Source organism: Paenibacillus kyungheensis, assembly GCF_028606985.1.
Lineage (GTDB): Bacteria > Bacillota > Bacilli > Paenibacillales > Paenibacillaceae > Saccharibacillus > Saccharibacillus kyungheensis.
On sequence record NZ_CP117416.1, the window covers coordinates 1,004,048 to 1,029,433 of the forward strand.

The following is a 25,386-nucleotide window of genomic DNA, read 5'->3' on the forward strand; positions in this document are numbered from 1 at the left end:
GTGAGCTGATAATTAATGAAAAAAACGATGTTGAAGAAGTGGAGTGCTTCTGTGTTAACGGCTGTATTGACGTTATCGCTAACCACTTCTGTCTGGGTACCACAAGCAAATGCAGCTACAACACCAGTGCAGAAGCACGGACAATTATCGATCGCTAACGGACAATTGGTGGATAAGAATGGTACCCCTGTCCAATTAAAAGGTATGAGTTCTCATGGCATTCAGTGGTATGGTAACTATGTGAATAAAGATACGATGAAATGGTTACGAGATGATTGGGGCATTACTGTATTTCGGGTAGCGATGTATACCGCAGAGAATGGATATATTTCAAATCCTTCACTGAAAAACAAAGTGAAAGAAGCGGTCGCAGCGGCGCAGGATTTGGGTGTCTATGTGATTATCGATTGGCATATACTTTCAGATAATGATCCGAATATTTATAAAACGCAATCGAAAGCCTTTTTTAGTGAAATGGCTGGCTTGTACAAAGATTCACCGAACGTTATCTATGAGTTAGCCAACGAGCCTAATGGTGGAGTCACATGGAATGGGCAGATTCGTCCGTATGCGCAAGAAGTGACTCAAGTGATTCGTGCCAAAGATCCAGACAATATTATTATCGTCGGAACAGGAACATGGAGTCAGGATGTACACGATGCAGCAGATAACCAGTTACCTGATAAAAATACAATGTATGCTGTACATTTCTATGCAGGAACACACGGACAATTTTTACGTGATCGCATCGATTATGCGTTAAGCAAAAAAGCACCTGTATTTGTAACAGAATGGGGTACAAGCGATGCATCTGGTAACGGAGGGCCATTCCTGAGTGAATCGAAAGTATGGACTAACTTTTTAGCTAATCGCAAAATTAGTTGGGCAAACTGGTCACTTGCAGATAAAAACGAAGCGTCAGCCGCTCTTCAGTCGGGAGCAAGTTCAACAGGTGGATGGACAGTCAATAACTTAACAGCTTCAGGCAAGTTTGTACGTGATGAGACTCGTCTTGGAGCAACCACCAGTACAACAGATCCAGATACAACAACACCTCCAACGACAGGCGGTGATACCGATACATCTCCTCCGACTACAGGAGGTGGCGATACAGGTACAACCACACCAATCGATCCTAAAGGGAAGTTGGTATTGCAATATTGTAACGGCGATAGCAATCCGACCGATAATGCGATTCGACCTGTTTTTAATATCAAAAATAACGGTAGTACAGCGGTCAATCTAAGTGATCTCAAAATTCGTTACTATTACAGTGATGAGAGTCAGCAAAAGCAACAATTTTTTATTGACTGGGCGAGCGTAGGTGGAACGAATATTAGCGGTGCATTTGGTACACTGACAACATCCAAAACAACAGCGAATCGCTATGTTGAATTGAGTTTTGGTAGTGGAGCCGGTTCGATTCCAGCCGGAGGTCAAAGCGGAGATATTCAAGCTCGTATTCATCCAGCCGATTGGAGTAATTACAATGAAGCTAACGATTACTCTTATGGAGCCAATCAGACAGCGCTAACCGATTGGAATAAAGCAAGTATCTACAATAAAGGTACATTAGTATGGGGAACAACACCGTAAACGATTTGAATAAGTATGAATAGATTATATTTTATGCAAAAAGAGCTATCACTACGATAGCTCTTTTTGTTGTAGCTGGTTTTTGTATTATCGACTTTGCGCTGAATTGAGGCGGCCGTTCCAGAAATACAGATAAGCACCAGAATAGATCCATTGTTCATACGTTAACGAAGACGATTGATACGTATTCTTATCAGACGGTTCGCCCCAGGATAATATCACTTGTTCGCGGGTCATATTATTTAATAATTTATTTTTACTGATGGCTGTCCAGACGCTATTGCTCCAATTGTATAAAGTACGTGGATTTTTGGACCATAAAATATCACTTAGCATCGTACCAATATCATATTGTCGATTGAGTTTGATCCCGACTTGCTTGCCATTGGATTTTTGTAACGTCACAAAAGCATCATTTTGGTCATTTACTTGCACAGCGATAAATGTTAACTTTTCCAGATGGTTAAGACCGCTTCCATTATACGCACGATTGTCGAACCAGACATATTTGCCATGCCAGTTCTGATTAAATGATGTCAGCTCGCTATCTAACAGAAAGTCCAAATCAGATACTGGACTATTGAACTCATACGTATCACCTGATTTATTTTGAATCGTTATATACAAGCTGGAAGAAGCATAACGTATATCGGTAATCCAATAGGCTCCCGGATAATAAAACGGATATATTTTCTCACCGACAAAGTAACCGAAATTCGCAGGCAATTGACTAATATTTGTTAAAATCTCACTGGATGCACGCTTGCCTTCATCATCGCTCCATAGAAATAATACTTGAGCACTAGACGCATATTTGCCATCCAAATCGGTAATCGCTAATAACGATTTGTACATCACATAAGTAACCCCGGCATAAGCAAATGAATTGGAATCGTTGACTGTAATACTACCTTTGTTACCTGTAATCGTAAGTGGACTACCATATTGAATCGTGATACCTGGAATCCGATCCATGATTTTGATAGGAATATATAGTTTGTTGTTATTCACAAACTGAGTGTATTGCTGAGTAATCTGGAATTTACCATTTACAAATAAAGAAACGCTTTGATATGTACTTCCTTTTACATTGACAGCATGAATCGTCTGAGCCGGTATAACGATAGCAAACATCATCATCCAGATCCATACACGTAACCATTTTTTGTTCATTGTGAAAAATCCCCTTTTTCTCTAGATATCATAAAAAGATGCAGAATCTACATCCTTTTAAAATATCGGAGAATAAGGGGAAGAAATGAAGATAGTGAATATAAAATATCAGTGGCTTAGTCTAACAATCCTACCATTTGTAGTCCATGTAAAATACCATTTTCATCGACAGATTTGGTAATATGGCGAGCGACTGCTTTGGCTTCAGGTTCAGCATTACCCATAGCGACACTGTTATAGATTTGTTTGAGCATTTCAACATCGTTCAGTCCATCGCCGAACGCATATTGTCTTTCTTGCGGGAATCCTAATTTTTCAGTGATTTTGGCTATACCATGTGCTTTGGAACCACCTGCTGGAAGAACATCGACAGACATTGGATGCCAGCGGATAAAATCGAATGATTTGAAGTCTTGCTCATACTTTTTCTCCGCATCTCCTATACAGAATAGTAGACACTGGTAAATCTCTCTACCTTGATGATATAACGGATCATAGGTCGGGAATTTACTTACTTTTAAAGTATGAATACTGGTTGTGATCATTTCGTCTTCTTCGGGCACGCTGGCTCTCATATCTTCAGCATCCATATAGACAAGCGGATTATTTTGCTCCAGCGCTGTCTGAGTCAATTGAAGTAAGGCGTCTTTGTTCAGTGGATTGGTATAGATCACTTCGCCACGCAAAACAACATATTGACCGTTGTAACTAACATACGTATCAATCTCAAGTTCTTTGCGAATATCATCAAACATAAAAGGAGCACGACCGGTGGCAATAGCTACTTCGTGACCACGTGCTTTGAGCTCGAATACAGCTTTTTTAGTGCTTTCCGGTAACTTTTTATCAAAATCCAATAACGTTCCATCAATGTCGAAAAAGATAATACTTTGATTAGACATGGGTAGCTCCTATCGTTGTTATCTATTTTTGGTGTACACAGTATGACTCTATTATAACCGTCAATCGAGAGTTGTGTCTTGTATTTCAGTATAGTCTCTATCGTTATATACCCAAAAAGCTACTTTTTATGAGAAAGAATACTCACGAAAAAGTAGCTTTTGGATAGGTTGGATAACAGTATATGAATCGGTATTTCTCGTATCAGTACATATAATAGAAAAGAAAGACTTATTCAGTAATGTGTATGTCTATCATAGAATTAACTATCTATCCATGCTGTTTGATCGGTTCAACCTGAGCGGGAATAGTAGCAGGACGTTTCCATTTGAGAGGTAAATTGAAAAATACATTTAACAGAATAGCGGATAAACTACCTGTGATCGTACCGTCACTGACAATAATGCGTAATGCTGAAGGCAAGCCTGCGAAAAGTTCAGGGACAACTGTTGCGCCAATACCAAGTGAGATCGAGCAAGCGACAACTAGCAAGTTGCGTTGTTCTTTGAAGTCTACTTCAGTCAGCATCCGAATTCCTGAAGCGACGACCATACCGAACAACACGACAGTAGCACCTCCTAGAACAGCGGCAGGAATAACCGTAGCCAGTGCAGCGATTTTGGGAACCAGTCCAAGTACAATCAGAATACTTGCCGCCGCAACGATCACATTACGTGTTTTGACGCGGGACAGTTCGACCAGCCCCACATTTTGAGCGAATGTATTGTATGGAAAAGCATTGAACATACCGCCAAGAACAATCGCTAATCCTTCTGTCCGATAACCGCGTGTCATGTCTTGTGGTGTTAATTTCTGATCACATACTTTACCTAATGCTAGAAATACACCTGTAGATTCAACCACGATCACCATACATACAATAATCATAGTTAAAATCGGAGCAATCTTAAATTCAGGCATACCGAACATAAATAACTGAGGAAGATGGAACCATGACGCTTCGCTTACACTGGAAAAATTAACTTTACCGATCATAAAAGCAACAACCGTTCCAGCAACAATACCTATCAATACAGACAACGAGCGCATAAATCCAGTAAAAAAGCGATTGATGATCAAGATCAATGCCAGTACACCAAAGGAAAGGAGGAAATTCGTGAGGCTACCAAATTCAGGGCTATTCGCACCACCAGCCATATTACGAATCCCTGTTGGAATGAGTGAAAGACCTATAACCGTAACAACAGTTCCAGTCACTACAGGAGGGAATAAGCGAATGATTTTACCGAAAAAGCCAGCGAATAAAAAGACAAACAATCCAGCAGCTATAATAGCACCATAGATCGCATTCAGTCCATATTGATTACCGATCCCGATCATAGGAGTAATAGCGACAAAAGAACTTCCTAGCATAACCGGTAGACCAATACCTAGATATTTGTTTTTCCAGGCTTGTAACATAGTCGCTATCCCACAGGTGAGTAGATCAATCGCTACTAGATAAGACAATTGCTCTGCGGTAAGATTAAGCGCCCGTCCAACTAATAATGGTACTAAAATAGCTCCTGCATACATAGCCAGTACATGCTGTAATCCCAAAGACCAAATTTTACCCCCGGTTGGTTTGATGTCCATTTGATTCGCCCCTTTTTGAATATAATTTAACACCACACGTTAACGAATAAAGAATGTAACGTAATAATATCTTTTAGTTCTCTGTTTTGACGATATGTATTCTATCTATTTGTGCAAAAATATAATTTAGAGGGTTTAATTTATGCAATGTTATAAAATATATGTTAGGTAATATAACATATAATGATTTGAAAGGGTAATCAGGTGCTGAATTCAATCAAGTAAGTAGATAAGACTCAAAAGATATAGGAATTGAAAGGCACTGTTATTTAAACAGATGACTCTGATTTGTGTACACCTTTGAGAACATCACAAATTTATAATAAAAGAGCTACCACAGAGGATGGATAAAGAAAGCAAAAGTGAGCTTCTATCCTAGAAAAGGAGAAATGTAACGTACAGTTTTGTAGACTATCATCTGCACAGCAATATTCACTTATTCATATTTGTAAGCGTTACCAAAATAATAAGGATGGTGAAGGGGTATGAAAGAAAAGCAATATTCGCTAACGACTAAAATTGTGGCTACGGCATTAGGCATTATATTAGTGTTACCTACAAGTGGATTATTTGCGGCTGATTCGAATGAGATGATGACAGCATCCAAAGGTAAAGGAAATAAGGGAGTACAACTAGAGTATCTGGATCGAGGTCTAGTAGCAGCCAAAACAGCTGATGGTATTTTTCTAAGTTGGCGCTTGCTTGGAGATGAAGCTAGCGGTTATTCGCAGACAGGACTCACAGGTACTGATTTTGCTGTATATCGTAATGGTACATTTCTAACCGTAGTCACTGATAGTACTAACTATCTGGATCGGCAAGGAACAACCACTGCTAAATATACAGTAGCACCGATCAAACCGAAAAAGCCCCGTACGATAGATTCATCAGCTACAGTGACCGAATCTGCTTATGATACTCAATCATTTTTAGCAACAGATAGTCAAGAATCGAAGTTAACTACGTATAGTACTGATTACAATTTGAACGATCTCCGCAAACCAGACAAAAAGAAACTTAGTGCTCCTGCAACAGTCTGGAATGACACCTATTACGATCTTCCTTTACAAAAGCCGGCTGATGGAGTAACACCTGCGGGTGAAGCGTATACGTATTCAGCGAATGATATGAGTGTAGGTGATGTTGATGGCGATGGAGCGTATGAATACTTTGTTAAATGGAGCCCTTCCAATTCCAAAGATGTCTCCCAAAAAGGATACACAGGTAATACGTATATAGATGCGTACCAACTCGATGGACGATTATTGTATCGTATTGATCTAGGGGTGAATATCCGTTCAGGTGCGCATTATACTCAATTTATGGTGTACGATTTTGATGGAGATGGCAAAGCTGAAATGATGTTCAAAACCGCTCCAGGCACCAAGATCACTCGTTATAATTCACGAGGTAAAATTTCTTCTGAAAAATACATCACTCTACCCAAAGCTGATAAAAAAGCAGGATATGCGAATACAGACGATTACCGACTAAGCAGTAGCGATTACTATGATCATGTAGTGAACATGTTTCAAGGATGGCGTGATCAAGAAGAAGTGAAAAATGGTCACTGGCCTCAGACATTAGAAGAATGTTTTGGAATTGCTCCGAAATATAATTATCCTTTGTCTCGTGTAGATGCTGAAGCGTTGACCGATTACTTTATGGATGTCTATGCACCGGCTCGTAGTGCGCGTAACGATCTGCGTACTTTTGAAGGATTTATTTTGGATGGCCCGGAATATTTGTCTGTATTTGAAGGCGAATCGGGTAAAGAATTAGAAACGATCGCTTATGAACCTGATCGTCATGATGATGGTCTAATGTGGGGCGACTATGCAATGTCACGAATTGAGCCGGGCAATCGGGTAGATCGTTTTCTAGCAGGGGTCGCTTATTTAAATGGGAAAACACCATCGGCAGTATTTGCACGCGGGTATTATACACGTTCTGTACTGGTATCCTACAATTGGGATGGACGTCATTTGCAAAAAGTATGGAATGCCGATAGTGGATGGACACCGATGAGCAATCCATTTAACGATGGGCCTCATGGTGTAAATGGAACCGATCCAGAGCTGGGTACACTCACTACACAAGGTGCTCATTCACTCACGATGGCAGATGTGGATGGAGATGGACGAGATGAGATTGTATATGGATCAGCGACGATAGATGATGATGGTAGTCTGCTGTACAGTTCGATGGATATGATGCCTGCGAACAGTGCTACACCGGGTGTGATAGCAAGGTTAGGACATGGAGATGCGATGCATGTCACCGATATCGATCCGAATCGTCCGGGTATGGAAATCTATATGGTACATGAAGGCGGAACCTATGCACCTTATGGCTACAGTATGCGTGATGCCAGAACAGGCAAAGTGATTTTCGGTGCTTATAGTGGGAAAGACACTGGACGTGGCATGATCGGAGATATTGATCCATCTCGTCCGGGATTAGAAGCATGGTCAATGGATCTGCGTACAGCCGATGGTCAATTGATCGGCACGAAGATTCCGGGAACCAATATGAATATCAAATGGGGCGCGGATATGACGACACAGATTATTGATGGTGCTCGTGAAGTAACCCCTACGATTCAAGATTGGCGCAAAGGAACAGTGCTTACAGCAACCGGAACGCTCACCAATAACGATACCAAAGGAACTCCTTCACTGGTAGCGGATATTTTTGGTGACTGGCGCGAAGAAATGCTGGTACGTACGACAGATAGTTCTGCGATCCGTATTTACCTTAGTACAGAAGTGACTACTCATAAATTGTATACTCTTTTGCATAATACACAGTACCGTACAGGAATCGCTCGTCAGAATACAACTTACAATCAACCAACGTATACAGACTTTTATTTTGCTTCAGATATCGATTGGTCCAAAGTGCCTTTACCGAACTTTTATACTGCTGGAAAAAGAAAGTAATTTCTAAATAGTTAAATATTTGTTAACCGCCTGTTGCTTTTATGGATTAGACTTTACTTAATCCCTAAAAAGCAGCAGGCTTTTTATTCCTAATAAGATCACCGAAATTATACAAACAGTTCTCTCACATTATATAATGCTAACAGATAAATGATAAAAGGTATCATTTACAGAGGAGGTTTGCAGTATGGATATTTACCAGAGTAGCCAGCGTGATCATTCTTTTATGATTCAGCCAGCCATACATCCGATATTAGATATATGCAAATCAATCTACTCTTTTCATCTTACTCCTACGCATGCTGTTATGAATAAACGTGCTGTATTTATGACTCCATTATATGCAGAATATTTTACGATTATTGCTGTGGAAAAAGGCACATTGACGGTTAGAGCTATTGCAACTGTAGATACTCCATCTAAGGATCAACCTGAAACATGGTATTTGCAAGCTGGTGATTTGTTAGTCATCCATCCAAATGTTGAACTACAACTTTCCTATAGTGAAGTTGGCTTTTTACATATCATCACTTGTGAGCGTTATGAATTAATGAATGATTATACCGATCGGATGAGTTATGAATTAAGTTATGAAAGTCTGCCTGAACATGGAGCGATTGTACATCCTCAGGATGAACGTTTGTTTATGTTGATTCAGGAGATCGCTCAATATATGAATCAAGATATCGATCATACTCATGTGATCTTGCATGAATTGTTACAACTTCTCAGCAGTTTGAATGATTATCGTCATCACAAATGCTTAAATCGTTCGATGCAACAGGTGGCTAGTTATATTAGATATGCATCAGAACAGCTACTGACTCGTGAAAATGTAGCGGCACAGACCCGATTGCATCCGCATTACTTTTCCGAAGTATTCAAAAAAGAAATCGGATACACCTTTTCTGATTATCTAGCGATCTGGCGTATGAACAAAGCCAAAGAGCAATTGTTATGCACAGATCATACTTTGCATCATATCGCCGAGCAGATCGGATACAGTGATGGTATTTATTTAAGTAAAAAGTTCCGTTCATTTACAGGGATGACACCCGGTACATTTAGAGCACGTAAAGGAACAGCTCGTGTAGCTTCATTTCCATTTGCAGGAACATTGTTAGCGTTAGGAATAACGCCAGTAGTCACGGCGCTAGAGATCAATCAATACTCGATGTTAATAGAAGAAGAATTATCGTCAGTCCCGATCTGGCATATTAACAAAGGGGACAATCAACCGCCAAGTGAATGGAAATTTGAGTTGCCTGCCACGATTACCGAAGAGACGAAACCTGATCTTATTATTGTAGCGGATTGTGTGTTGGAACATCCTCAGTTGTATGCACAATTAAGAGAGATTGCGCCTTTATTTATCGTTGAATGGGGAAGAAGAAATCATATTGATGAATTGCTTTATTTAGGGCAAGTCTTAAATCGTCAGGTGCAAGCGCAAGAATGGGTGAAACGTTATCAGTATCAAATCGAAACAGCCAGACATGAGTTAGCGTTGGAACATATTACAGAGCAGACAGTAGGTCTATATGAAATTCGAGGCGACCATCAGATTGCGATCTGGGGAGAAGGTACACGTGCAGGATATAATCTGTATCGATCGCTCAAGTTACATCCGCCGTATCCGATTCGTCATGAAGTATTTGAAGCAGGTGGATTCAAATTTATCGAAGAGCATCTATTGCCACATTATGCAGCAGATCATATGTTTGTAGTAGCGCCAGCTCAGTGGTTAGAAAATATGGAATCGATGATGCAACAACATCCAATGTGGAGTCAATTGCCTGCTGTACAAAATGGACAAATCTATGGCTTGAAATTAGAAGAGTTTGCTTATGATGATGGTCTTGCTTTAGAAAGGCAACTTCATATTCAAGTTGGTTATTTAATGCAGTAAGTTAATAGTTTAAAAGATAGATCATTTTACAGCCATGATTATAGATGAATAGACTGCATAACACTGTCTACAATGATGGCTGTCTACAATACTATTCCCAAAAGTGCAGAATGATTGCAACAATACCCCTGACAATTTCGCAAAATTTCAGTACAATCAATATAGGCACAAATATCAATAGCATAGGAACAACTATTTTTAATATTAAAGGGGATATTTAGGATGCAATTGAGAACGGTTACAGAGAACTTGGAACAATACAATACGGAGAAGATGAACCAACTACTTGTGGAAATGTATGGACAAGAACAAGTACAGTATCAGTTGGAGCGTTATCAACAACTTATGAATAACTATCATCAACAATTTGGAGATGGCAATATTCAATTATTCAGCTCTCCAGGTAGAAGTGAAATTGGTGGTAATCATACAGACCATAACTACGGTAAAGTATTGGCAACAAGTATCAATCTAGATACGATTAGTGCTGCTGTACCTGTAGATGAACCTTATATTACGATTGTGTCTGAGGGCTATAAAGATGTGTACAAAATCCATACTTCTGAATTAGAGCCTGTAGCAGGCGAAGGCGGTACACTAGCGCTTATTCGCGGAATCGTTGCTGGCTTTGTTCAATGGGGATTACATGTAGGCGGATTCAATGCTTATGTATCTACCAATGTATTAGCAGCTTCCGGGCTTAGTTCTTCAGCTTCTTTTGAAATGTTAATCACTAGCATCCTAAATACGTTCTACAATAACAGTCAAGTTGATATCGTAAATATGGCTCGAATTGGACAATATGCTGAAAATAAATTCTGGAACAAACCCTCTGGATTATTAGATCAAATGGCTTGTGCGCATGGCGGATTAATCGCAATCGATTTTATCAATCCCAAAGAACCTGCGATTCAACATGTACCGTATGATTTCAATGCACAAGGGTATGAGATGGTCATCGTGAACACAGGAGGCAACCATGCCGATCTGACTGCTGATTATGCTGCGGTACCGGAAGAAATGAAGGCGGTTGCGGAAGCGCTGGGTCATGAAGTGTGTCGTCAGATTACGCTGGAAGAAGTATACAGCAATCTATCAAGCCTTCGTGAACAAACAGGCGATCGTGCTATATTGCGTGCACTGCATTTCTTAGAAGAAAATGATCGTGTCGATGAGCAAGTGAAAGCACTACAATCGAACGAATGGGATCATTTCTTAGAATTAATTACAGGCTCGGGTAATTCATCATGGAAATGGCTTCAAAACGTATATCAAGATTCTCATACCCGTGAGCAAAGTATTTCGATCGCTCTAGCAATCACTGAGATTTTCTTGAAGCAAAAGCAAGCAGGCGCTTGTCGTGTACATGGTGGCGGATTTGCAGGTGTCATTTTGACTATTTTGCCAAAAACATTAGTTAGTGAATATACAGCATTAATCGAAAAAACGTTAGGCACCTCTACGTATATCATCAATGTACGTCAACATGGATCCATCTGCTTGAACAACCACCTCAATTAAAGAATACATTTTTGTAATATCTATTGTAGAATCATCTACCTGATATTTTACAAGCCAATCACTGAAAAAAAGCCTGCTTCTACACCGTCAAATTAACATTGACCGTAGAAGCAGGCTTTTTATATCACGCAATTATAGATACGTTTACCAGCCGACGCGGATAATCAATCCTTTTGGATCACCCACTTCAAGATACGAAGCTTGTTGATTGTAATCATCATAAGCAAATCCATATGCTAAGCGATTGATACTGTGATCATGCCAGAACTTCGCGTAGTAATTAGCAGGTGCAGCTTTGTAATATTGAGCAGGATTGTTCCAATTGGCTTGGTTGTCATACACATGTCGATTGATCGCTGAACATGTACCTGAATCCTCTGCCAGTCGACCATTACACAGTAGGATCTCCTGCGTGCTGTAATTGCTGTATCCAGCAAAATAATTAGCTTGCGTACCATTTACCCCGAATGCGCCATGAATCGGTGCTACGATACGATATGGAGCTTGTACATCGGCAAGAGATTGGAAGGTAGCCGGAACTTCACTCCGATACTTACTAAATAGACCTGCACGTGTCTCGGATTCCAATTCGCCTACCGTCTGATCATAATTACCTGCACGATTGACAAGGCGGTGTTGTAAAGGAAATCCAAAACCATCTACACGAGTAGTATTTCCATGATATCCTGTACCGTCTACAGTAAATTCAACAAAGTCGAAATAGATATTACGGTTCGGATCAGCCGTATTATTAATATCAGGTCCTGCGAATCCATCATCATATGTTTTGATATAACATGGAGAGCCTACACAGATAAACATCCGCCCGGAATCAATTTTGGGCATACTCACCCAATTGATCTGACTGATCGTGCTATAAATGTTAGCGTAATTCACTCCGTTCTTGGTTAAATGCCCTGTCGCATTGTTAAGAGCCGTCGAGATCGGTTTCAATTGACCATTGTTATCAAGATAACTCCATTGCTTGGTGGCAGGATTAATTCCTAGAATCCCCCAATAGATCTGATTGTCGGCATAAGCACCTTTGGTACCATTTAATAATTTGAAAGATAATGCTCCATTCCCTGTAGCGCTTGGTATAGATGACGCTGGGATACTGTAGATCGAATTGTCACCTGTTCCAGGATTGGGAGGTGGGGTTGAGCCTGTTGTGACTGTATAGCTAAATTTCGATGTGTCATAAGCGGCTGTTCCATTATTGTACGTAAATGAATATTGGATCACCTGACCTGATGATACACTGGCGACATTTTGTACATAACGTTTAGATCCACTGTCATACGTCATTCGTAGATTTTGCAGATTACCCGAGTTCACCGAGTAGTGCACATCGACCCAGGAAGTATTTACGTTGGAAGAGAACCAGATAGTGGCTGTCGTCCCGGATGTAGTAACCCCTTGAGTATAATCTGCTGCTGATACCGAAGATGATGCTGGTGGAAAAAGACTGCTGACAAGAACAAGCATAGATAAAAGCAAGAAGTAACCCATTTTCTTCATACACATATCCTCCTATTCAAATTGTATGCGATTCCACGTTCGCTTTTAATTATTTCAATATATGGTAATAAATACAATACAAAAAGCATGTGTAATTCTCCTGTGTATTTCTATGCTAAGATTTCTTAAATTAAAGAAATTTTTATTTGCTTTTTTGTTCAATAACAGCTAAAGTTTTATACTTGAGCGTCTAAATAGACCGGAATTTATGTTCATTTTAGAGTGAATTTATGTTCACTGCATAATCTGGAAATGTTCGGCAAAAGTTAAACGATATGTACTATATCTAGTATGTCAAGAAAATTATTTTTTTATAAATGATTATCGCGATGTATGTAAAATACGTGTTCAAAGAAGTGCCCGTTTTACTTGATATTTTGAAAAAATAGACCGTTTTTAAGGCATGTTTGGGCCAAGATGTAGACCTTCAGTTCCTATTGACAACACTATATATAGCGTATATCTTTGATAAAGCCTTCTATATATTGCGGTTACGATGTTTGAGCAGGTAATATATAGGTTATAGCTAATTATACGCGCTAGAGTAGATAACACTTATATGATATTAGATCATTGTTATCTGTATTTATATAGTGATTGAACGGATGAACAGTACTACATATTGAACCGAGAAGGAGATGTCACAACCATGCTAATTGCTTATGATTCCAAAACAGGCAATGTAAAACGATTTATCAACAAATTAAAATTACCTGCTGTACAAGCTGTACAGATTGATGAGGCGCTGACGTTGGATGAACCTTTTGTACTGGTAACGTACACAACTGGATTTGGTCAGATTCCTGATAAGGTAGTTCATTTTTTGGAGAGAAATCACAATCGCCTGATCGGAGTTGCAGCAAGTGGCAATCGCAATTGGGGAGACAAATTCGCTCGGAGTGCTGATCTAATCTCAGAACGTTATAATGTACCGGTTGTGTACAAGTTCGAATTAGCAGGTACAACAGGAGACGCACAACGATTTCAACAGGAGGTAGATAAAATTGCGGCATATTGAATTGAACAACTTACTGATGCAACGGGACGAGAGTGGATTTTTCCGTTTGGATAAAGATAAAGAAGCAGTTGTAGAATATATGGAAGAGGTAGCTCGTAAAAGTATCAACTTCCCGGACACCAAAACGAAAGTACGTTATATGATCGATAACGATTATTATGAAGATATGTACAAAAACTATACTTCTCAAGATGTAGAAGAAGTATATGCGATTACACACAGTTATGATTTCCAATTTCCATCTTATATGGCGGCTTCCAAGTTCTACACAGATTATGCAGTGAAAACGAATGACCGTAGTCAATACTTGGAACATTATGCGGATCGTGTCGCAGTCGTGGCGCTTCACTTGGGACGCGGGGATGCGGATAATGCCAAAACTCTTGCCAAATCCATGATGGAACAACGTCTACAACCAGCAACACCAACATTTTTGAATGCAGGTAAAAGTCGTCGTGGTGAAATGGTTTCTTGTTTCTTGTTAGAAATGGATGACTCTTTGAACTCGATTAACCATGTACTGAACACTTGTATGCAATTATCCAAAATTGGTGGCGGTGTAGCGGTTAACTTGTCCAAACTTCGTGGACGCGGTGAGCCGATCAAAGGTGTTGAAGGTGCAGCAAAAGGAATTATGCCTGTATTAAAACTGATGGAAGATGCTTTCTCCTATGCAGATCAAATGGGTCAACGTAAAGGTTCTGGGGCAGCGTATTACAACATTTTCGGCTGGGACGTTATGGAGTTCTTGGATAGCAAAAAAATCAATGCAGATGAGCGTACACGCCTCAAAACATTGTCAATCGGTCTTGTTGTACCGAATCGCTTTTACCAATTAGCAGCAGATAATGAACTATTGCATGTATTCGCACCTTATAGTGTATACAAAGCGTATGGTAAATATCTGGATGATCTAGATATCGATGAAATGTACGATACATTGCTTGCTGATGATCGTGTCAAAAAGAAAGCAATCATGAGTGCTCGTGATATGCTAACCAAAATCGCAAGTGTACAATTAGAATCCGGTTATCCGTATATTATGAACAAAAGTAATGCGAATAACGGTCATGCACTAAAAGATATCGGATCGATTCGTATGTCTAACTTGTGTACAGAAATTTTCCAATTACAAGAAACATCTGAGATTACAGATTATGGTCAAGATGATGTTATTCGTCGCGATATTAGCTGTAACTTGGGTTCACTTAATATGGTAAACGTCATGGAACTTGGCAAAATTCGTGAATCCGTTCATGAAGGAATCATGGGTCTAACATCGGTTAGTGATATGACAGATATCGCTAATGCACCGGGTGTAGCCAAAGCAAACCGTGAAATGCACTCTGTAGGTCTTGGTGTTATGAACTTGCATGGTTACCTTGCTAAAAACAAAATTGCGTATGAAAGTGACGAAGCAAGAGACTTTGTTCGTACTTTCTTTATGATGATGAATTTCTATTCATTAGAGAAAAGTATGGAAATTGCTCGTGATCGTCAAACGACTTTTGCTGATTTTGAAAAATCAGAATATGCAAAAGGAACGTACTTTGATCGTTATTTAGAAATCGATTATCGTCCAGCAACAACACGTGCAAGCGATTTGTTCGGCGATATGTATATCCCAACACCAGCAGACTGGCAAAACCTGAAAGCTGATGTAATGAAACATGGTCTGTATCATGCTTACCGTTTGGCGATCGCGCCAACAGCAAGTATTTCATATATCCAAAATGCAACATCTAGCGTAATGCCGATTGTAGAACAAATTGAGACTCGTACGTATGCGAACTCAACGACTTACTATCCAATGCCATATATGCAACAGGATAACTATTTCTACTACAAATCTGCTTACCAAATGAATCAATTTAAAGTATTGGATCTGATTGCTGAAATCCAAAATCATGTCGATCAAGGAATTTCAACAGTACTTCATGTAGGTAGCGATGTAACGACTCGTCAATTGGCTCGTTATTACCTGTATGCTGCACACAAAGGTCTAAAATCACTTTACTATACACGTACCAAATTGCTTAGCGTAGAAGAGTGTATTACTTGCTCGGTATAATATTTTTCGGTAGTTGATTATAAAATAATATCTATAGTTATGCAGTATACAAGAAAGCCTTTTTAGGCTTTTTTGTATGCTTTACGTGCTTGGCAATATCAGCACGATCGGATTCAAATGAACCATGATTTTTGCCCGGTACCATATCTTTCAGCAAGTGCTTGGCGATATGTAGACTGTACCGTTTGAGTACATACTTGTGTTCTTTTATCAAAGTGCAATAAGTAGTATCCAATGTTTAAAAGGAGGAATTTTAACTTATGACTGGACCTATCAAAGCTGTAAACTGGAACCGTCCTGATGATGATTTCACAATGATGTTCTGGAATCAAAATATTATGCAATTTTGGACGGATGATGAAATCCCATTGTCTGATGATAAAATGTCATGGATTCAATTGAGTGACATCGAACGTGATACGTATATGAAAGTGCTTGGAGGACTTACTCTACTTGATACGATTCAAGGTGGCGTAGGCATGCCGAAAGTATTGGAACACGTCGAAGGGATGCAACGTAAAGCAGTATTAGGCTTTATGGCGATGATGGAGCAGATTCATGCCAAATCATACAGCAGTATCTTTACAACATTGTCTTCTACAGAAGAGATCGATAAGATTTTCCAATGGGTGGAAGACAATCCACGTCTACAGACCAAAGCAGAAACGATCCGTCAGTACTACTTGAATATTAATTCGCCAAAAGAGCTATTTTTAGCTATGGCGGCTTCTGTATTACTCGAAAGCTATTTGTTCTACAGTGGATTTTTCTATCCGCTTTATCTAGCTGGACAAGGTAAAATGACGTGTAGTGGTGAGATTATTGATCTGATTTTACGTGATGAAAGTATTCACGGTGTGTATGTAGGGGTACTTGCACAAGAAATCTACAATGATCTTGAAGAAGACGAGCAAAAAGACGTTTACGAAATCTTAGAAGGTCTACTGACGTATCTTCATGCGAATGAAGAGAAGTATACGGAAGAGATTTATGATCCAATCGGTCTAACTGAAGATGTAAAAGTCTTCCTTCGTTATAATGCAAACAAAGCGTTTATGAATTTGGGCTTTGATCCTGTATTTGCTGAAGAAGAAGTGAATCCGATTGTATTCAACGGGATCAGCACACATACGAAACAACATGACTTTTTCTCGAAAAAAGGAAATGGATATGTGCGTGCGATGAACGTTGAGCGTTTGACTGATGATGATTTTAAATTTGATTTTTAAAATGGCTTTCTTGAGAAACCGCTATGGGAAAGAAATCATTCGGTCGGTCGCTGGTTGTAGATCCATTTTTGGAATAACCGCTATGCGGTAAAAATGGATCTACAAATGCGAACGCTTCGCTCCTTTCGAATTGATTTCTTTCCCTTCGCTCAGGCGGGGGAGTTAGGAAAGCAAGGATTTTAAAAGATTAGATTTGGTGTGGTAGCAGGTTGGGATCGTTTGGGAGATACTTGAGTTACAGATGATACGAGATAGATAGGGATAGTAGAGAGAGAATAGAGATAATTAGAGAGATAAATATAGAGTATATATGAGTTCAAAAGGGTGAAGTAAAGGGTGTTTTTCTGTGTGTTAAGCAGAAAGGCAGCCTTTTTTCGGTTTTAATTGTTTTATGGTATGGTTTGGCTGTTGATATTTTGATCTGTTTGTTTGATTATTGGGATATTATGTGTTGGGATGATGTGGATAAGCGAATTAAGGATATATAAGAGAGTAGAATAGAAGTGTGGAAAAATATATAGAGAATAGATATATCAGAAAAGAGGAAAAAGGGATGGAACAGCTTTTTTCTAAAAAGCAGGTAGATGATTTTATTCGCCAGCATTCGTTGACATTGCTTATGCTCAAAACGCAGAATTGTAGTGTATGTGAAGCGGTTCAACCGCAGGCGGAACGTTTGTTAGAAGGGTATGAGCATATTACAGGTGGATTTGTGTATATGGAGGATGTGCCTGAATTGGCGGGAGAGTATATGATTTTTACTTCACCGGTATTGTTGCTACTGATGGAAGGCAAAGAGGTATATCGGGTGGCTCGCTTTATTATATTTGAAGAATTGGCGAACCAGATCAATCGGTATCATGAATTTATGCAATCGTAAATACTATAATCGGGTAATGCTTGTTAAAGGAGATGTTAGATATGGGTATTACAGGCGTTTATTATGAGGAACATAAAAATTTAGAAGATATTTTGGCGGGAAATGTACAACCACCCACGCTGGATATTGATAAAACATGGAGTCTGATTGTAGATATGTTCCCGGATATTCCTTTGGTTCCGGTAGGGGAGCAATATAAAGTTGACAGTCAGGCGACTGAATATGGTTCTTTTTATTTACCTGCGGACAAGGTAGCCGAAATTGCAACGCAAATTCCTGAATTGAAACAACCTGAGAATCTAATCAAACGGATTGATTTTGAAAAGTGGAAAAACATTCCCGAGATGGACATAGAGCAATTGGATGAACGGGCAATGATTATGTTAGCTTTTCCGATGCAAAGTGATGAGACCTATGAAGAATTAGTAGATGGTTACTTGCTTCCTCATCTGGAATCGGTATTTGAACTTTTTGAAAAAGCATTTGCTAATCAAAGTGGTTTGGTATTTATGATTATGTAATAACAAATGTCCAATAATCCAATAAACCTATCGCTAGTCGGATAGGTTTATTTTTTATTTGTATAGAATCTACATATTTAAGGAAAACTTTATATTTAGCCTACTTTTATTTTTAACAATCTTCTTTATGATTTTGAGATCACAGATCAAGATCAAGGAGGATATGATAATGAAAAAATGGATGGTTGTACTTGTCGTTTTGTTAGGTATTGCATTGTTAGTCACTCGCTATTTGCCGGATTCTTTCGATTACAAAATAGGTCGAGGATTTGCACATGACCGGGTGATTGATGGTAAAGACGAGGTGGCAGGTAAAAATGAAATATTAGTCGATGTGAGCAAAAGTCAGATTTACCAAGGAGATTTGTTATTAATTAATAAAGATTATCCGTTAGTGGATGGGAATGAAGCGCAAGATATTGTTAAGCTTGTTGATTATTCTACTTTTGCAAGCCAGATTGTTTTACTGGATCGATCTTTGTCATTGTCTCAAGATGTAGCAGAGCGATTTTTGACTATGGTTAAAGACGCCAATGTAGAAGGAATCGATCATTTTATGGCAAGTAGTGGATATCGAACGAATCAGGAACAAGATAATTTGTATGATGAGAAAGGATCAGAATACGCGATGCCAGCCGGATATAGCGAACATAATCTAGGGCTTGCGCTGGATGTTGGTTCTACACAAAGTGGTATTGAGAAATCAGAGGAAGGCGTCTGGCTACGCGACAATGCGTGGAAGTATGGATTCATTCTCCGTTATCCGAAAAACAAAGAAAAGATTACAAGTATCAAATATGAACCCTGGCATTTCCGTTATATAGGGTTACCTCATAGTGCTATTATGGAAGAACATGATATGGTATTAGAAGAGTATTATGAAGCGTTAAGAGATGAACCGTTGTCTATAACGATAGAAGGTCAGCATTATAATGTTCGGTATCATCCTATGCTCAATGATAAAAAAATCGCTGTTCCGGCTGATGGTGACTATACGATTTCAGGTAATAATGTAGATGGAGTGATTGTTACCGAAAGGCATCGATAATGACCAGATACAGACCAGATTATGCGTGCTATGCTTACATGAACCATGATGTATAGGTGCTGGGCTAACGATTCTAATCTAGTATAATCAAATTGTGGTAACCTATTATATTTGTTCGGGAGATGTACAATCACTATGACGACGATATTAATCGCAGATGATGAAGAAGCCATTGCCGATTTATTGGAATTGCATTTACAAAAAGAAGGATATCAATGTATCAAAGTAACCGATGGTGCAGAAGCGGTACGAATCATTTTAACCCGTTCAATTGATCTGGCTATTCTCGATATTATGATGCCCCGTATGGATGGTTATGAAGCAGCACGAACGATTAGAGAAACCCATCATATTCCGATTATCTTTTTGAGCGCTAAATCTTCTGATCTTGATAAGATTACAGGTCTAGTGACCGGTGCTGATGATTATGTGACCAAACCATTTAATCCGATGGAATTAGTAGCACGGGTTAATGCACAATTGCGACGTGCGAATCAATTTAATACTGCCGGGGGAGCACATAATACGTCTATTTTGAATACAGGGGTATTGGTCATTAATCCAGAACAACGAACTGTATCTGTCTATGATCAGCCTGTAGAATTAACACCTAAAGAATTTGATATTTTGTATTTACTTGTGAGTCATCCCAAAAAAGTATTCAGCTCAGAACATATTTTTGAGTCTGTTTGGAAAGAAAGTTATTACGAAGGAAGTAATACAGTGATGGTACATATCCGTACATTGCGCAAAAAGCTAGAGGAAGACAAGCTCAAAACTAAATTGATTAAAACTGTCTGGGGCGTGGGGTATACGTATAATGGCTAAGCAGGTTCGAAGTTTTCGTTTTAATATGATGATGTTGTTTGGACTTAGTATGTTATTGTCAGGCATAGTCACCTATATTTTATATCGTTTATTGCAATGGTTTTATTCTACGACTAAATTTGAAGATTTATGGACAAAATATCGTTATTTTATTCGCGAGATCGGAGATCTAAATTTCTTTTTAATCTTTTTTATTCCACTGTCCTTTTTCTTTTTCTTTTTGCTAACCAAAAGATATGCATTGTATTTTAAAGAGATTACAAGCGGAATCCACCAACTGGCGAATGCTGATTTCGATATTGATCTCCAGATACAGTCTAAAGACGAATTTGAAGAGATTGCTCGTGATATCAATCTAGCCAGCCACAAATTACAGCAAGCGATGATTCGGGGCGATTTTGCTGAAAATTCCAAAGAACAATTAGTGCTGAATCTAGCACATGATCTGCGTACACCGCTTACGTCGGTACTTGGTTATTTGGATTTTATTTTAAAAGGAAAAGACGAACTGACTGAAGAACAAATGATACATTATGCTGGTGTTGCTTATAATAAATCTCAGCGGTTGGAAAAATTGATCGAAGAATTATTTGATATTGCTCGTATGAATTATGGTACAGTTTCTCTTAAAAAGTCATGGTTAGATGTAAATGAACTTCTACATCAATTGACCGAAGAATTGTACCCTGCGCTGGAAAAACAGCATTTAATTAGCCGTATTACAACCACGACATCAATGACCATTTATGCAGATGGAGAACAACTGGCTCGTGCTATCGAAAATCTGCTAACCAATGCTATTCGTTATGGGGAAGATGGGCATTATATAGATGTGAATAGTTATCCAGAAGCCGAAGAGATCGTCATTCAGATTATCAATTACGGCAGTCGTATTTTGCCAGAAGAATTACCTCATATTTTTGAAATGTTATATACCGGAGACAAAGCACGAACTCAGAAAGATGGAGGTTCGGGCATCGGTTTATTTATTGCCAAAAATATTGTAGAGCATCATAAAGGAACCATTACCGTTCAAAGCGATCTTATTCGTACCTGTTTTGAAATTCGTTTACCCCATCAGGCTCAGAATATAGATGTATCATAAGAAAAATGTTCTACAGTGGTTAGACGCTTATTGCTTGTGATACCGCTAGATATACAATGTATCGCAATACAAAAGAAGTCACGATTCCTTTGATTAACCGAAGGAGCAATGACTTCTTTTTTATTTGGGCAGTAGCAACTCTAAAAAATAATTGACAATCTGTATTAACTGTACTAATAATAGTAGTACAGTTAATACAGAGAGGAGGCTCTTTATGTTCGAATTGGATGTACGTAGTCGGAAGCCAATCTATGAGCAGTTGATGGATAAAATCAAAGAGATGATTATGTATGGCATATTGAAGCCTGAAGAACAATTACCTTCAGTGCGTTCACTTTCCACTCAATTAACGGTTAATCCAAATACGATTCAGAAAGCGTATCGGGAATTAGAGCGAGAAGGCTATATTTATTCTCAGCCAGGTAAAGGAAGCTTTGTTTCACCACAGCAACAACAACCGACCCAGGAACAGCAAGAAGATATGCGCGGGCGATTATTAAAATTGTTTGCAGAAGCAATCTATCTCGGATTTACCAGAGAAGACTTAATCAAATTGTATGAACAAGCGATGCAAGAACATGAAAGGGGGCATCATCATGATTGAAGTTAAAGGACTCACCAAATACTTTGATGGTGAAAAAGCAGTAGATGATTTGTCGTTACACGTACATAAAGGTTCGATTTTTGGATTATTGGGTTCCAATGGAGCAGGCAAAACCACATTGCTCAAAACAATCGCAGGCATTTACCGCGCAGATCAAGGACAGATTACTTTAGAAGGACAAGCTGTATATGAGCAACCAGCAATCAAAAATCGAATGATTTTTTTAGCCGATCAACCTTACTTTTTCCCGCAAACTTCTATTAAGCAAATGGCATCTTTTTACCGGTCTGTTTATCCTCAGTGGAGTCAGGAACGTTTTCAACAGTTAGCTCCAGCATTCGCAAGTATTGATATGAAGCGTAAATTACACCGTTTATCTAAAGGAATGCAGCGCCAAGCCTCTATGTGGTTAGCTTTGAGTTGTAGACCGGATGTATTGATCTTGGATGAACCAATAGATGGACTAGATCCTGTAATGAGACGACAAGTCAAAAATCTGTTGTTTCAAGAAAGTGCTGAACGCGAAATGACCGTCATTATTTCGTCGCATAATCTGCGTGAAATCGAAGACCTGTGTGATCATGTAGGCATTATGCACAAAGGCAAATTGTTAGTGGAAAAAGAACTGGACGATCTCAAAGCCGATACGCACAAAATACAAGTCGCTTTCCGGGATGAGCGTCATGAACATGCCATCTCCAGTCTACTGGATGTGGTGTATAAGGAAGAACGAGGTAGCGTAGGTATTTATATTATCAAAGGCGAGATCGAGCGTATCAAAGAAGTATTCAACGTCTACACGCCTTACGTATTTGATATTTTGCCGATGACACTAGAAGAAATCTTTATTTATGAAATGGGGGACGCCGGTTATGATGTTCAACCGATTCTTCTTTAATCGAGGGTTATGGAGTCATACCTTAAAGCAAAGTGCTTGGCTTGGAATATTGTATTTCTTAGTTCTTTTGTTATCTATACTCATCTCTTTAAATATGCTGAATGATTCGTATAAGAATCAACGTTTTCATTTTGTTGTTAGTTACTTTGCTGAAATAGGCGCTGGTTGGCCCAATGTGGCAATGCTTATTATATCCATCCTTATGGGTCTATTGCTAACAAGATATATGCAAAATAAAGCTTCAGTCGATTTTTTTCATAGCCTTCCTTTAAAAAGAGTTCATTTATTAACAACTCATTTTGCAGTAGGAGTTATAGCATTAACGATTCCACTATGGATCATGGCTATAATAGCAGCAATATTAAGCAGACAGTTTGAGTATGTTGATTTTACAGCCATGCAAGTTTTAGAATGGACGATAGCTACAAATGTGCTTAGCCTTTTGTTATTTAGCCTTACTGTATTTGTAGGCATTTGTATCGGACAAACGATATTACAGGGTATAGTTATTGCTATTTTATTAACACTTACTGTAGCTATTCCTAAAGTGTGGAATAAACATTTAGATATTTATTTATTTGGATATTCGTCTCGGAATCAACAGAACTTGAATGAAGATTGGTCTCCACTTTTCAATATTATGAATGCATCTGCCAAAATAATTACAACATTAGAAACATGTTTATATCTTTTGATAGCTATTATATTGATCGTATTAAGTTATCTGTTTTATAAAATACGTGCTACTGAAAAGACAACTCATGCTGTCACATTCACATATTTTAATCCTTTATTTAGAGTGGGAGTTATGTTTTGTGGTGCCTTATTTGCAGGTGCTTTATCTGTATCGTTTCTGAATGATTGGACACCTATTGCTTATATTGTAGGAGCTATTGTAGCTTACACTATAGCAGAAATGATCATACGTAAAAGCTGGAATATATACCATATGAGATTTGCTAAAGGAATGTTAGGTCATGGTGTTGTGGTCGCTTTGCTTTTGTATATTCCAGTTTCGAATTATGTACATTATGAAGCTGAGATACCAAGTGCAGAAGAGATTGCTGGAGTCTACGAAGGTGGTAATCTTTCTTATTATTTATTTGAAAATGAAGGATATGTAACGTTTCCAAGAGTCATACGTCCAGGAGTCCTTTCTTCAGATCCTAATTATATTCAGCTTGTTCGTAATCTCCATATGCAAATTGAACAAATACGTCCTAAAGTTGATAAACTGCAACAATTTACATCAGATTATAAGTCAGTAGATATTGGATATAAGCTAAAAGATGGAAGCTTAATCGTACGCTCTTACCAAGTACCTTCTAATGCTCCTGAATATCAATATTATCTAGCAAAAATACAACAATCACCATCATATAAGATTGCAGTTTACAATCTTCCATCTTTAGATCATGTAAGTAAACCGATTGAAATTGTAAACTTGGATCGACAAGAACATAAAATTCAAGTTTCAAATAAAAAAGATATTAAAGAATTAATTCAATTAATAAAAAAAGAAAAATTGGCAATTGATAATCCAGATGCAAGTTTGCCTAACAGTAGTCTTTATTTTTCAGTTGAATCTGATCTAATTAGTTATGAGACTTCTCAATCTTATTATTGGGATTCTTCTTATAAGCCTTTAGCTATATGGCTTAAAAAGAAAGGCTATTGGGATCAGATTATTACGAAACCAACAGACCTAAATGCTATAATTGTCGTTCGTGATAATCGCACAAAAGCAGAGAAAGATACAACAAGCGATCAAAGTTTATTTACAAATGCATACAATACAGATAAAGAATTTGTTGCAAAAGATAAAAAAATGATGGGAATATTACTTGATGCTAGTGAAAATATTTTTGACTATAATAATGCTTCTTACTATTTAAAACTAAAATTTAAAGATGGTACGATAACTTATCGTCATCTAGTTCAATCACAAGTCACATCTGAACTAAGTAAAGTATTACCTGAATAATTTATTTATCTAAAGCATCGATATAATCAGATTCAACAGAAA

The 25,386-nt window shown here is 38.4% G+C and carries 19 protein-coding genes; 15 read left to right on the plus strand and 4 right to left on the minus strand.

What is annotated here, in order from left to right; translation table 11 throughout:
- Positions 1-15: 15 nt before the first annotated feature.
- Entirely contained in the window at positions 16-1,596 is a 1,581-nt protein-coding gene (locus PQ456_RS04435) for a cellulase family glycosylhydrolase (protein WP_273615048.1), read from the plus strand.
- 87 nt (positions 1,597-1,683) lie between these two features.
- Here the strand turns inward: PQ456_RS04435 and PQ456_RS04440 are convergent, their stop codons facing one another.
- The 3 genes from PQ456_RS04440 to PQ456_RS04450 form a co-directional block, all read right to left on the minus strand.
- A complete protein-coding gene (locus PQ456_RS04440; protein WP_273615049.1) occupies positions 1,684-2,769 on the minus strand; it encodes a hypothetical protein in 1,086 nt (361 codons plus the stop codon).
- Positions 2,770-2,885: 116 nt separating this feature from the next.
- Positions 2,886-3,671, minus strand: coding sequence for a Cof-type HAD-IIB family hydrolase (locus PQ456_RS04445; protein WP_273615050.1), 786 nt, complete (start codon positions 3,669-3,671; stop codon positions 2,886-2,888).
- Positions 3,672-3,939: 268 nt separating this feature from the next.
- On the minus strand, positions 3,940-5,265 hold the full coding sequence (locus PQ456_RS04450; RefSeq protein WP_273615051.1) for a nucleobase:cation symporter-2 family protein: 1,326 nt from the start codon (positions 5,263-5,265) through the stop codon (positions 3,940-3,942).
- Between the two features lie 485 nt (positions 5,266-5,750).
- On the opposite strand from PQ456_RS04450, the gene PQ456_RS04455 reads away from it, so the two are divergent.
- From PQ456_RS04455 to PQ456_RS04465, 3 genes are all read left to right on the plus strand, one after another.
- Positions 5,751-8,207: a rhamnogalacturonan lyase gene (locus PQ456_RS04455; protein ID WP_273615052.1), complete on the plus strand. Its 2,457-nt coding sequence runs from the start codon at positions 5,751-5,753 to the stop codon at positions 8,205-8,207.
- A gap of 187 nt (positions 8,208-8,394) precedes the next feature.
- Entirely contained in the window at positions 8,395-10,116 is a 1,722-nt protein-coding gene (locus tag PQ456_RS04460; RefSeq protein WP_273615053.1) for a helix-turn-helix domain-containing protein, read from the plus strand.
- A 222-nt stretch (positions 10,117-10,338) separates the two neighbouring features.
- The gene (locus PQ456_RS04465; RefSeq protein WP_273615054.1) at positions 10,339-11,637 is read left to right on the plus strand and encodes a galactokinase; all 1,299 of its coding nucleotides are present in this window, start codon (positions 10,339-10,341) and stop codon (positions 11,635-11,637) included.
- A gap of 144 nt (positions 11,638-11,781) precedes the next feature.
- On the opposite strand, the gene PQ456_RS04470 is transcribed toward PQ456_RS04465, so the two are convergent.
- Positions 11,782-13,158 carry a glycoside hydrolase family 64 protein gene (locus PQ456_RS04470; RefSeq protein ID WP_337957875.1) on the minus strand — a complete coding sequence of 459 codons (1,377 nt, stop codon included), beginning with the start codon at positions 13,156-13,158 and terminating at the stop codon, positions 11,782-11,784.
- 649 nt (positions 13,159-13,807) lie between these two features.
- On the opposite strand from PQ456_RS04470, the gene nrdI reads away from it, so the two are divergent.
- From nrdI to PQ456_RS04525, 11 genes are all read left to right on the plus strand, one after another.
- Positions 13,808-14,176: a class Ib ribonucleoside-diphosphate reductase assembly flavoprotein NrdI gene (gene nrdI / locus PQ456_RS04475; protein WP_273615056.1), complete on the plus strand. Its 369-nt coding sequence runs from the start codon at positions 13,808-13,810 to the stop codon at positions 14,174-14,176.
- The gene (nrdE, locus tag PQ456_RS04480; protein WP_273615057.1) at positions 14,163-16,247 is read left to right on the plus strand and encodes a class 1b ribonucleoside-diphosphate reductase subunit alpha; all 2,085 of its coding nucleotides are present in this window, start codon (positions 14,163-14,165) and stop codon (positions 16,245-16,247) included. The genes nrdI and nrdE overlap by 14 nt, the downstream gene beginning before the upstream one ends.
- 260 nt (positions 16,248-16,507) lie before the next feature.
- Positions 16,508-17,476: a class 1b ribonucleoside-diphosphate reductase subunit beta gene (gene nrdF / locus PQ456_RS04485; RefSeq protein ID WP_273615058.1), complete on the plus strand. Its 969-nt coding sequence runs from the start codon at positions 16,508-16,510 to the stop codon at positions 17,474-17,476.
- Positions 17,477-18,029: 553 nt separating this feature from the next.
- Positions 18,030-18,356 (plus strand): thioredoxin family protein, encoded by a 327-nt coding sequence (locus PQ456_RS04490; RefSeq protein ID WP_273615059.1) that lies wholly within the window; start codon positions 18,030-18,032, stop codon positions 18,354-18,356.
- A 41-nt stretch (positions 18,357-18,397) separates the two neighbouring features.
- A complete protein-coding gene (locus PQ456_RS04495) occupies positions 18,398-18,877 on the plus strand; it encodes a hypothetical protein (RefSeq protein ID WP_273615060.1) in 480 nt (159 codons plus the stop codon).
- A 169-nt stretch (positions 18,878-19,046) separates the two neighbouring features.
- Positions 19,047-19,925 (plus strand): M15 family metallopeptidase, encoded by an 879-nt coding sequence (locus PQ456_RS04500; RefSeq protein ID WP_273615061.1) that lies wholly within the window; start codon positions 19,047-19,049, stop codon positions 19,923-19,925.
- A gap of 129 nt (positions 19,926-20,054) precedes the next feature.
- Positions 20,055-20,753: a response regulator transcription factor gene (locus PQ456_RS04505; protein WP_273616237.1), complete on the plus strand. Its 699-nt coding sequence runs from the start codon at positions 20,055-20,057 to the stop codon at positions 20,751-20,753.
- Positions 20,746-21,858: a sensor histidine kinase gene (locus PQ456_RS04510; RefSeq protein WP_273615062.1), complete on the plus strand. Its 1,113-nt coding sequence runs from the start codon at positions 20,746-20,748 to the stop codon at positions 21,856-21,858. The genes PQ456_RS04505 and PQ456_RS04510 overlap by 8 nt, the downstream gene beginning before the upstream one ends.
- A 214-nt stretch (positions 21,859-22,072) precedes the next feature.
- Entirely contained in the window at positions 22,073-22,462 is a 390-nt protein-coding gene (locus tag PQ456_RS04515) for a GntR family transcriptional regulator (RefSeq protein WP_273615063.1), read from the plus strand.
- Entirely contained in the window at positions 22,455-23,360 is a 906-nt protein-coding gene (locus tag PQ456_RS04520) for an ABC transporter ATP-binding protein (protein WP_273615064.1), read from the plus strand. The genes PQ456_RS04515 and PQ456_RS04520 overlap by 8 nt, the downstream gene beginning before the upstream one ends.
- Positions 23,335-25,344 (plus strand): hypothetical protein, encoded by a 2,010-nt coding sequence (locus PQ456_RS04525; protein WP_273615065.1) that lies wholly within the window; start codon positions 23,335-23,337, stop codon positions 25,342-25,344. Before PQ456_RS04520 ends, PQ456_RS04525 begins: the two co-directional genes overlap by 26 nt.
- Positions 25,345-25,386 lie beyond the last annotated feature (42 nt).

What these genes read in the sequence shown, in the direction of transcription:
- PQ456_RS04525 (WP_273615065.1), top strand. Translation starts at nt 23,335, where the DNA reads ATGATGTTCAACCGATTCTTCTTTAATCGAGGGTTATGGAGTCATACC.
- PQ456_RS04515 (WP_273615063.1), top strand. Translation starts at nt 22,073, where the DNA reads ATGTTCGAATTGGATGTACGTAGTCGGAAGCCAATCTATGAGCAGTTG.
- PQ456_RS04435 (WP_273615048.1), top strand. Translation starts at nt 16, where the DNA reads ATGAAAAAAACGATGTTGAAGAAGTGGAGTGCTTCTGTGTTAACGGCT.
- PQ456_RS04455 (WP_273615052.1), top strand. Translation starts at nt 5,751, where the DNA reads ATGAAAGAAAAGCAATATTCGCTAACGACTAAAATTGTGGCTACGGCA.
- PQ456_RS04445 (WP_273615050.1), bottom strand. Translation starts at nt 3,671, where the DNA reads ATGTCTAATCAAAGTATTATCTTTTTCGACATTGATGGAACGTTATTG.
- nrdF (WP_273615058.1), top strand. Translation starts at nt 16,508, where the DNA reads ATGACTGGACCTATCAAAGCTGTAAACTGGAACCGTCCTGATGATGAT.
- PQ456_RS04465 (WP_273615054.1), top strand. Translation starts at nt 10,339, where the DNA reads ATGCAATTGAGAACGGTTACAGAGAACTTGGAACAATACAATACGGAG.
- PQ456_RS04460 (WP_273615053.1), top strand. Translation starts at nt 8,395, where the DNA reads ATGGATATTTACCAGAGTAGCCAGCGTGATCATTCTTTTATGATTCAG.
- PQ456_RS04470 (WP_337957875.1), bottom strand. Translation starts at nt 13,158, where the DNA reads ATGAAGAAAATGGGTTACTTCTTGCTTTTATCTATGCTTGTTCTTGTC.
- nrdI (WP_273615056.1), top strand. Translation starts at nt 13,808, where the DNA reads ATGCTAATTGCTTATGATTCCAAAACAGGCAATGTAAAACGATTTATC.
- PQ456_RS04440 (WP_273615049.1), bottom strand. Translation starts at nt 2,769, where the DNA reads ATGAACAAAAAATGGTTACGTGTATGGATCTGGATGATGATGTTTGCT.
- PQ456_RS04520 (WP_273615064.1), top strand. Translation starts at nt 22,455, where the DNA reads ATGATTGAAGTTAAAGGACTCACCAAATACTTTGATGGTGAAAAAGCA.
- PQ456_RS04500 (WP_273615061.1), top strand. Translation starts at nt 19,047, where the DNA reads ATGAAAAAATGGATGGTTGTACTTGTCGTTTTGTTAGGTATTGCATTG.
- PQ456_RS04490 (WP_273615059.1), top strand. Translation starts at nt 18,030, where the DNA reads ATGGAACAGCTTTTTTCTAAAAAGCAGGTAGATGATTTTATTCGCCAG.
- PQ456_RS04450 (WP_273615051.1), bottom strand. Translation starts at nt 5,265, where the DNA reads ATGGACATCAAACCAACCGGGGGTAAAATTTGGTCTTTGGGATTACAG.
- PQ456_RS04495 (WP_273615060.1), top strand. Translation starts at nt 18,398, where the DNA reads ATGGGTATTACAGGCGTTTATTATGAGGAACATAAAAATTTAGAAGAT.
- PQ456_RS04510 (WP_273615062.1), top strand. Translation starts at nt 20,746, where the DNA reads ATGGCTAAGCAGGTTCGAAGTTTTCGTTTTAATATGATGATGTTGTTT.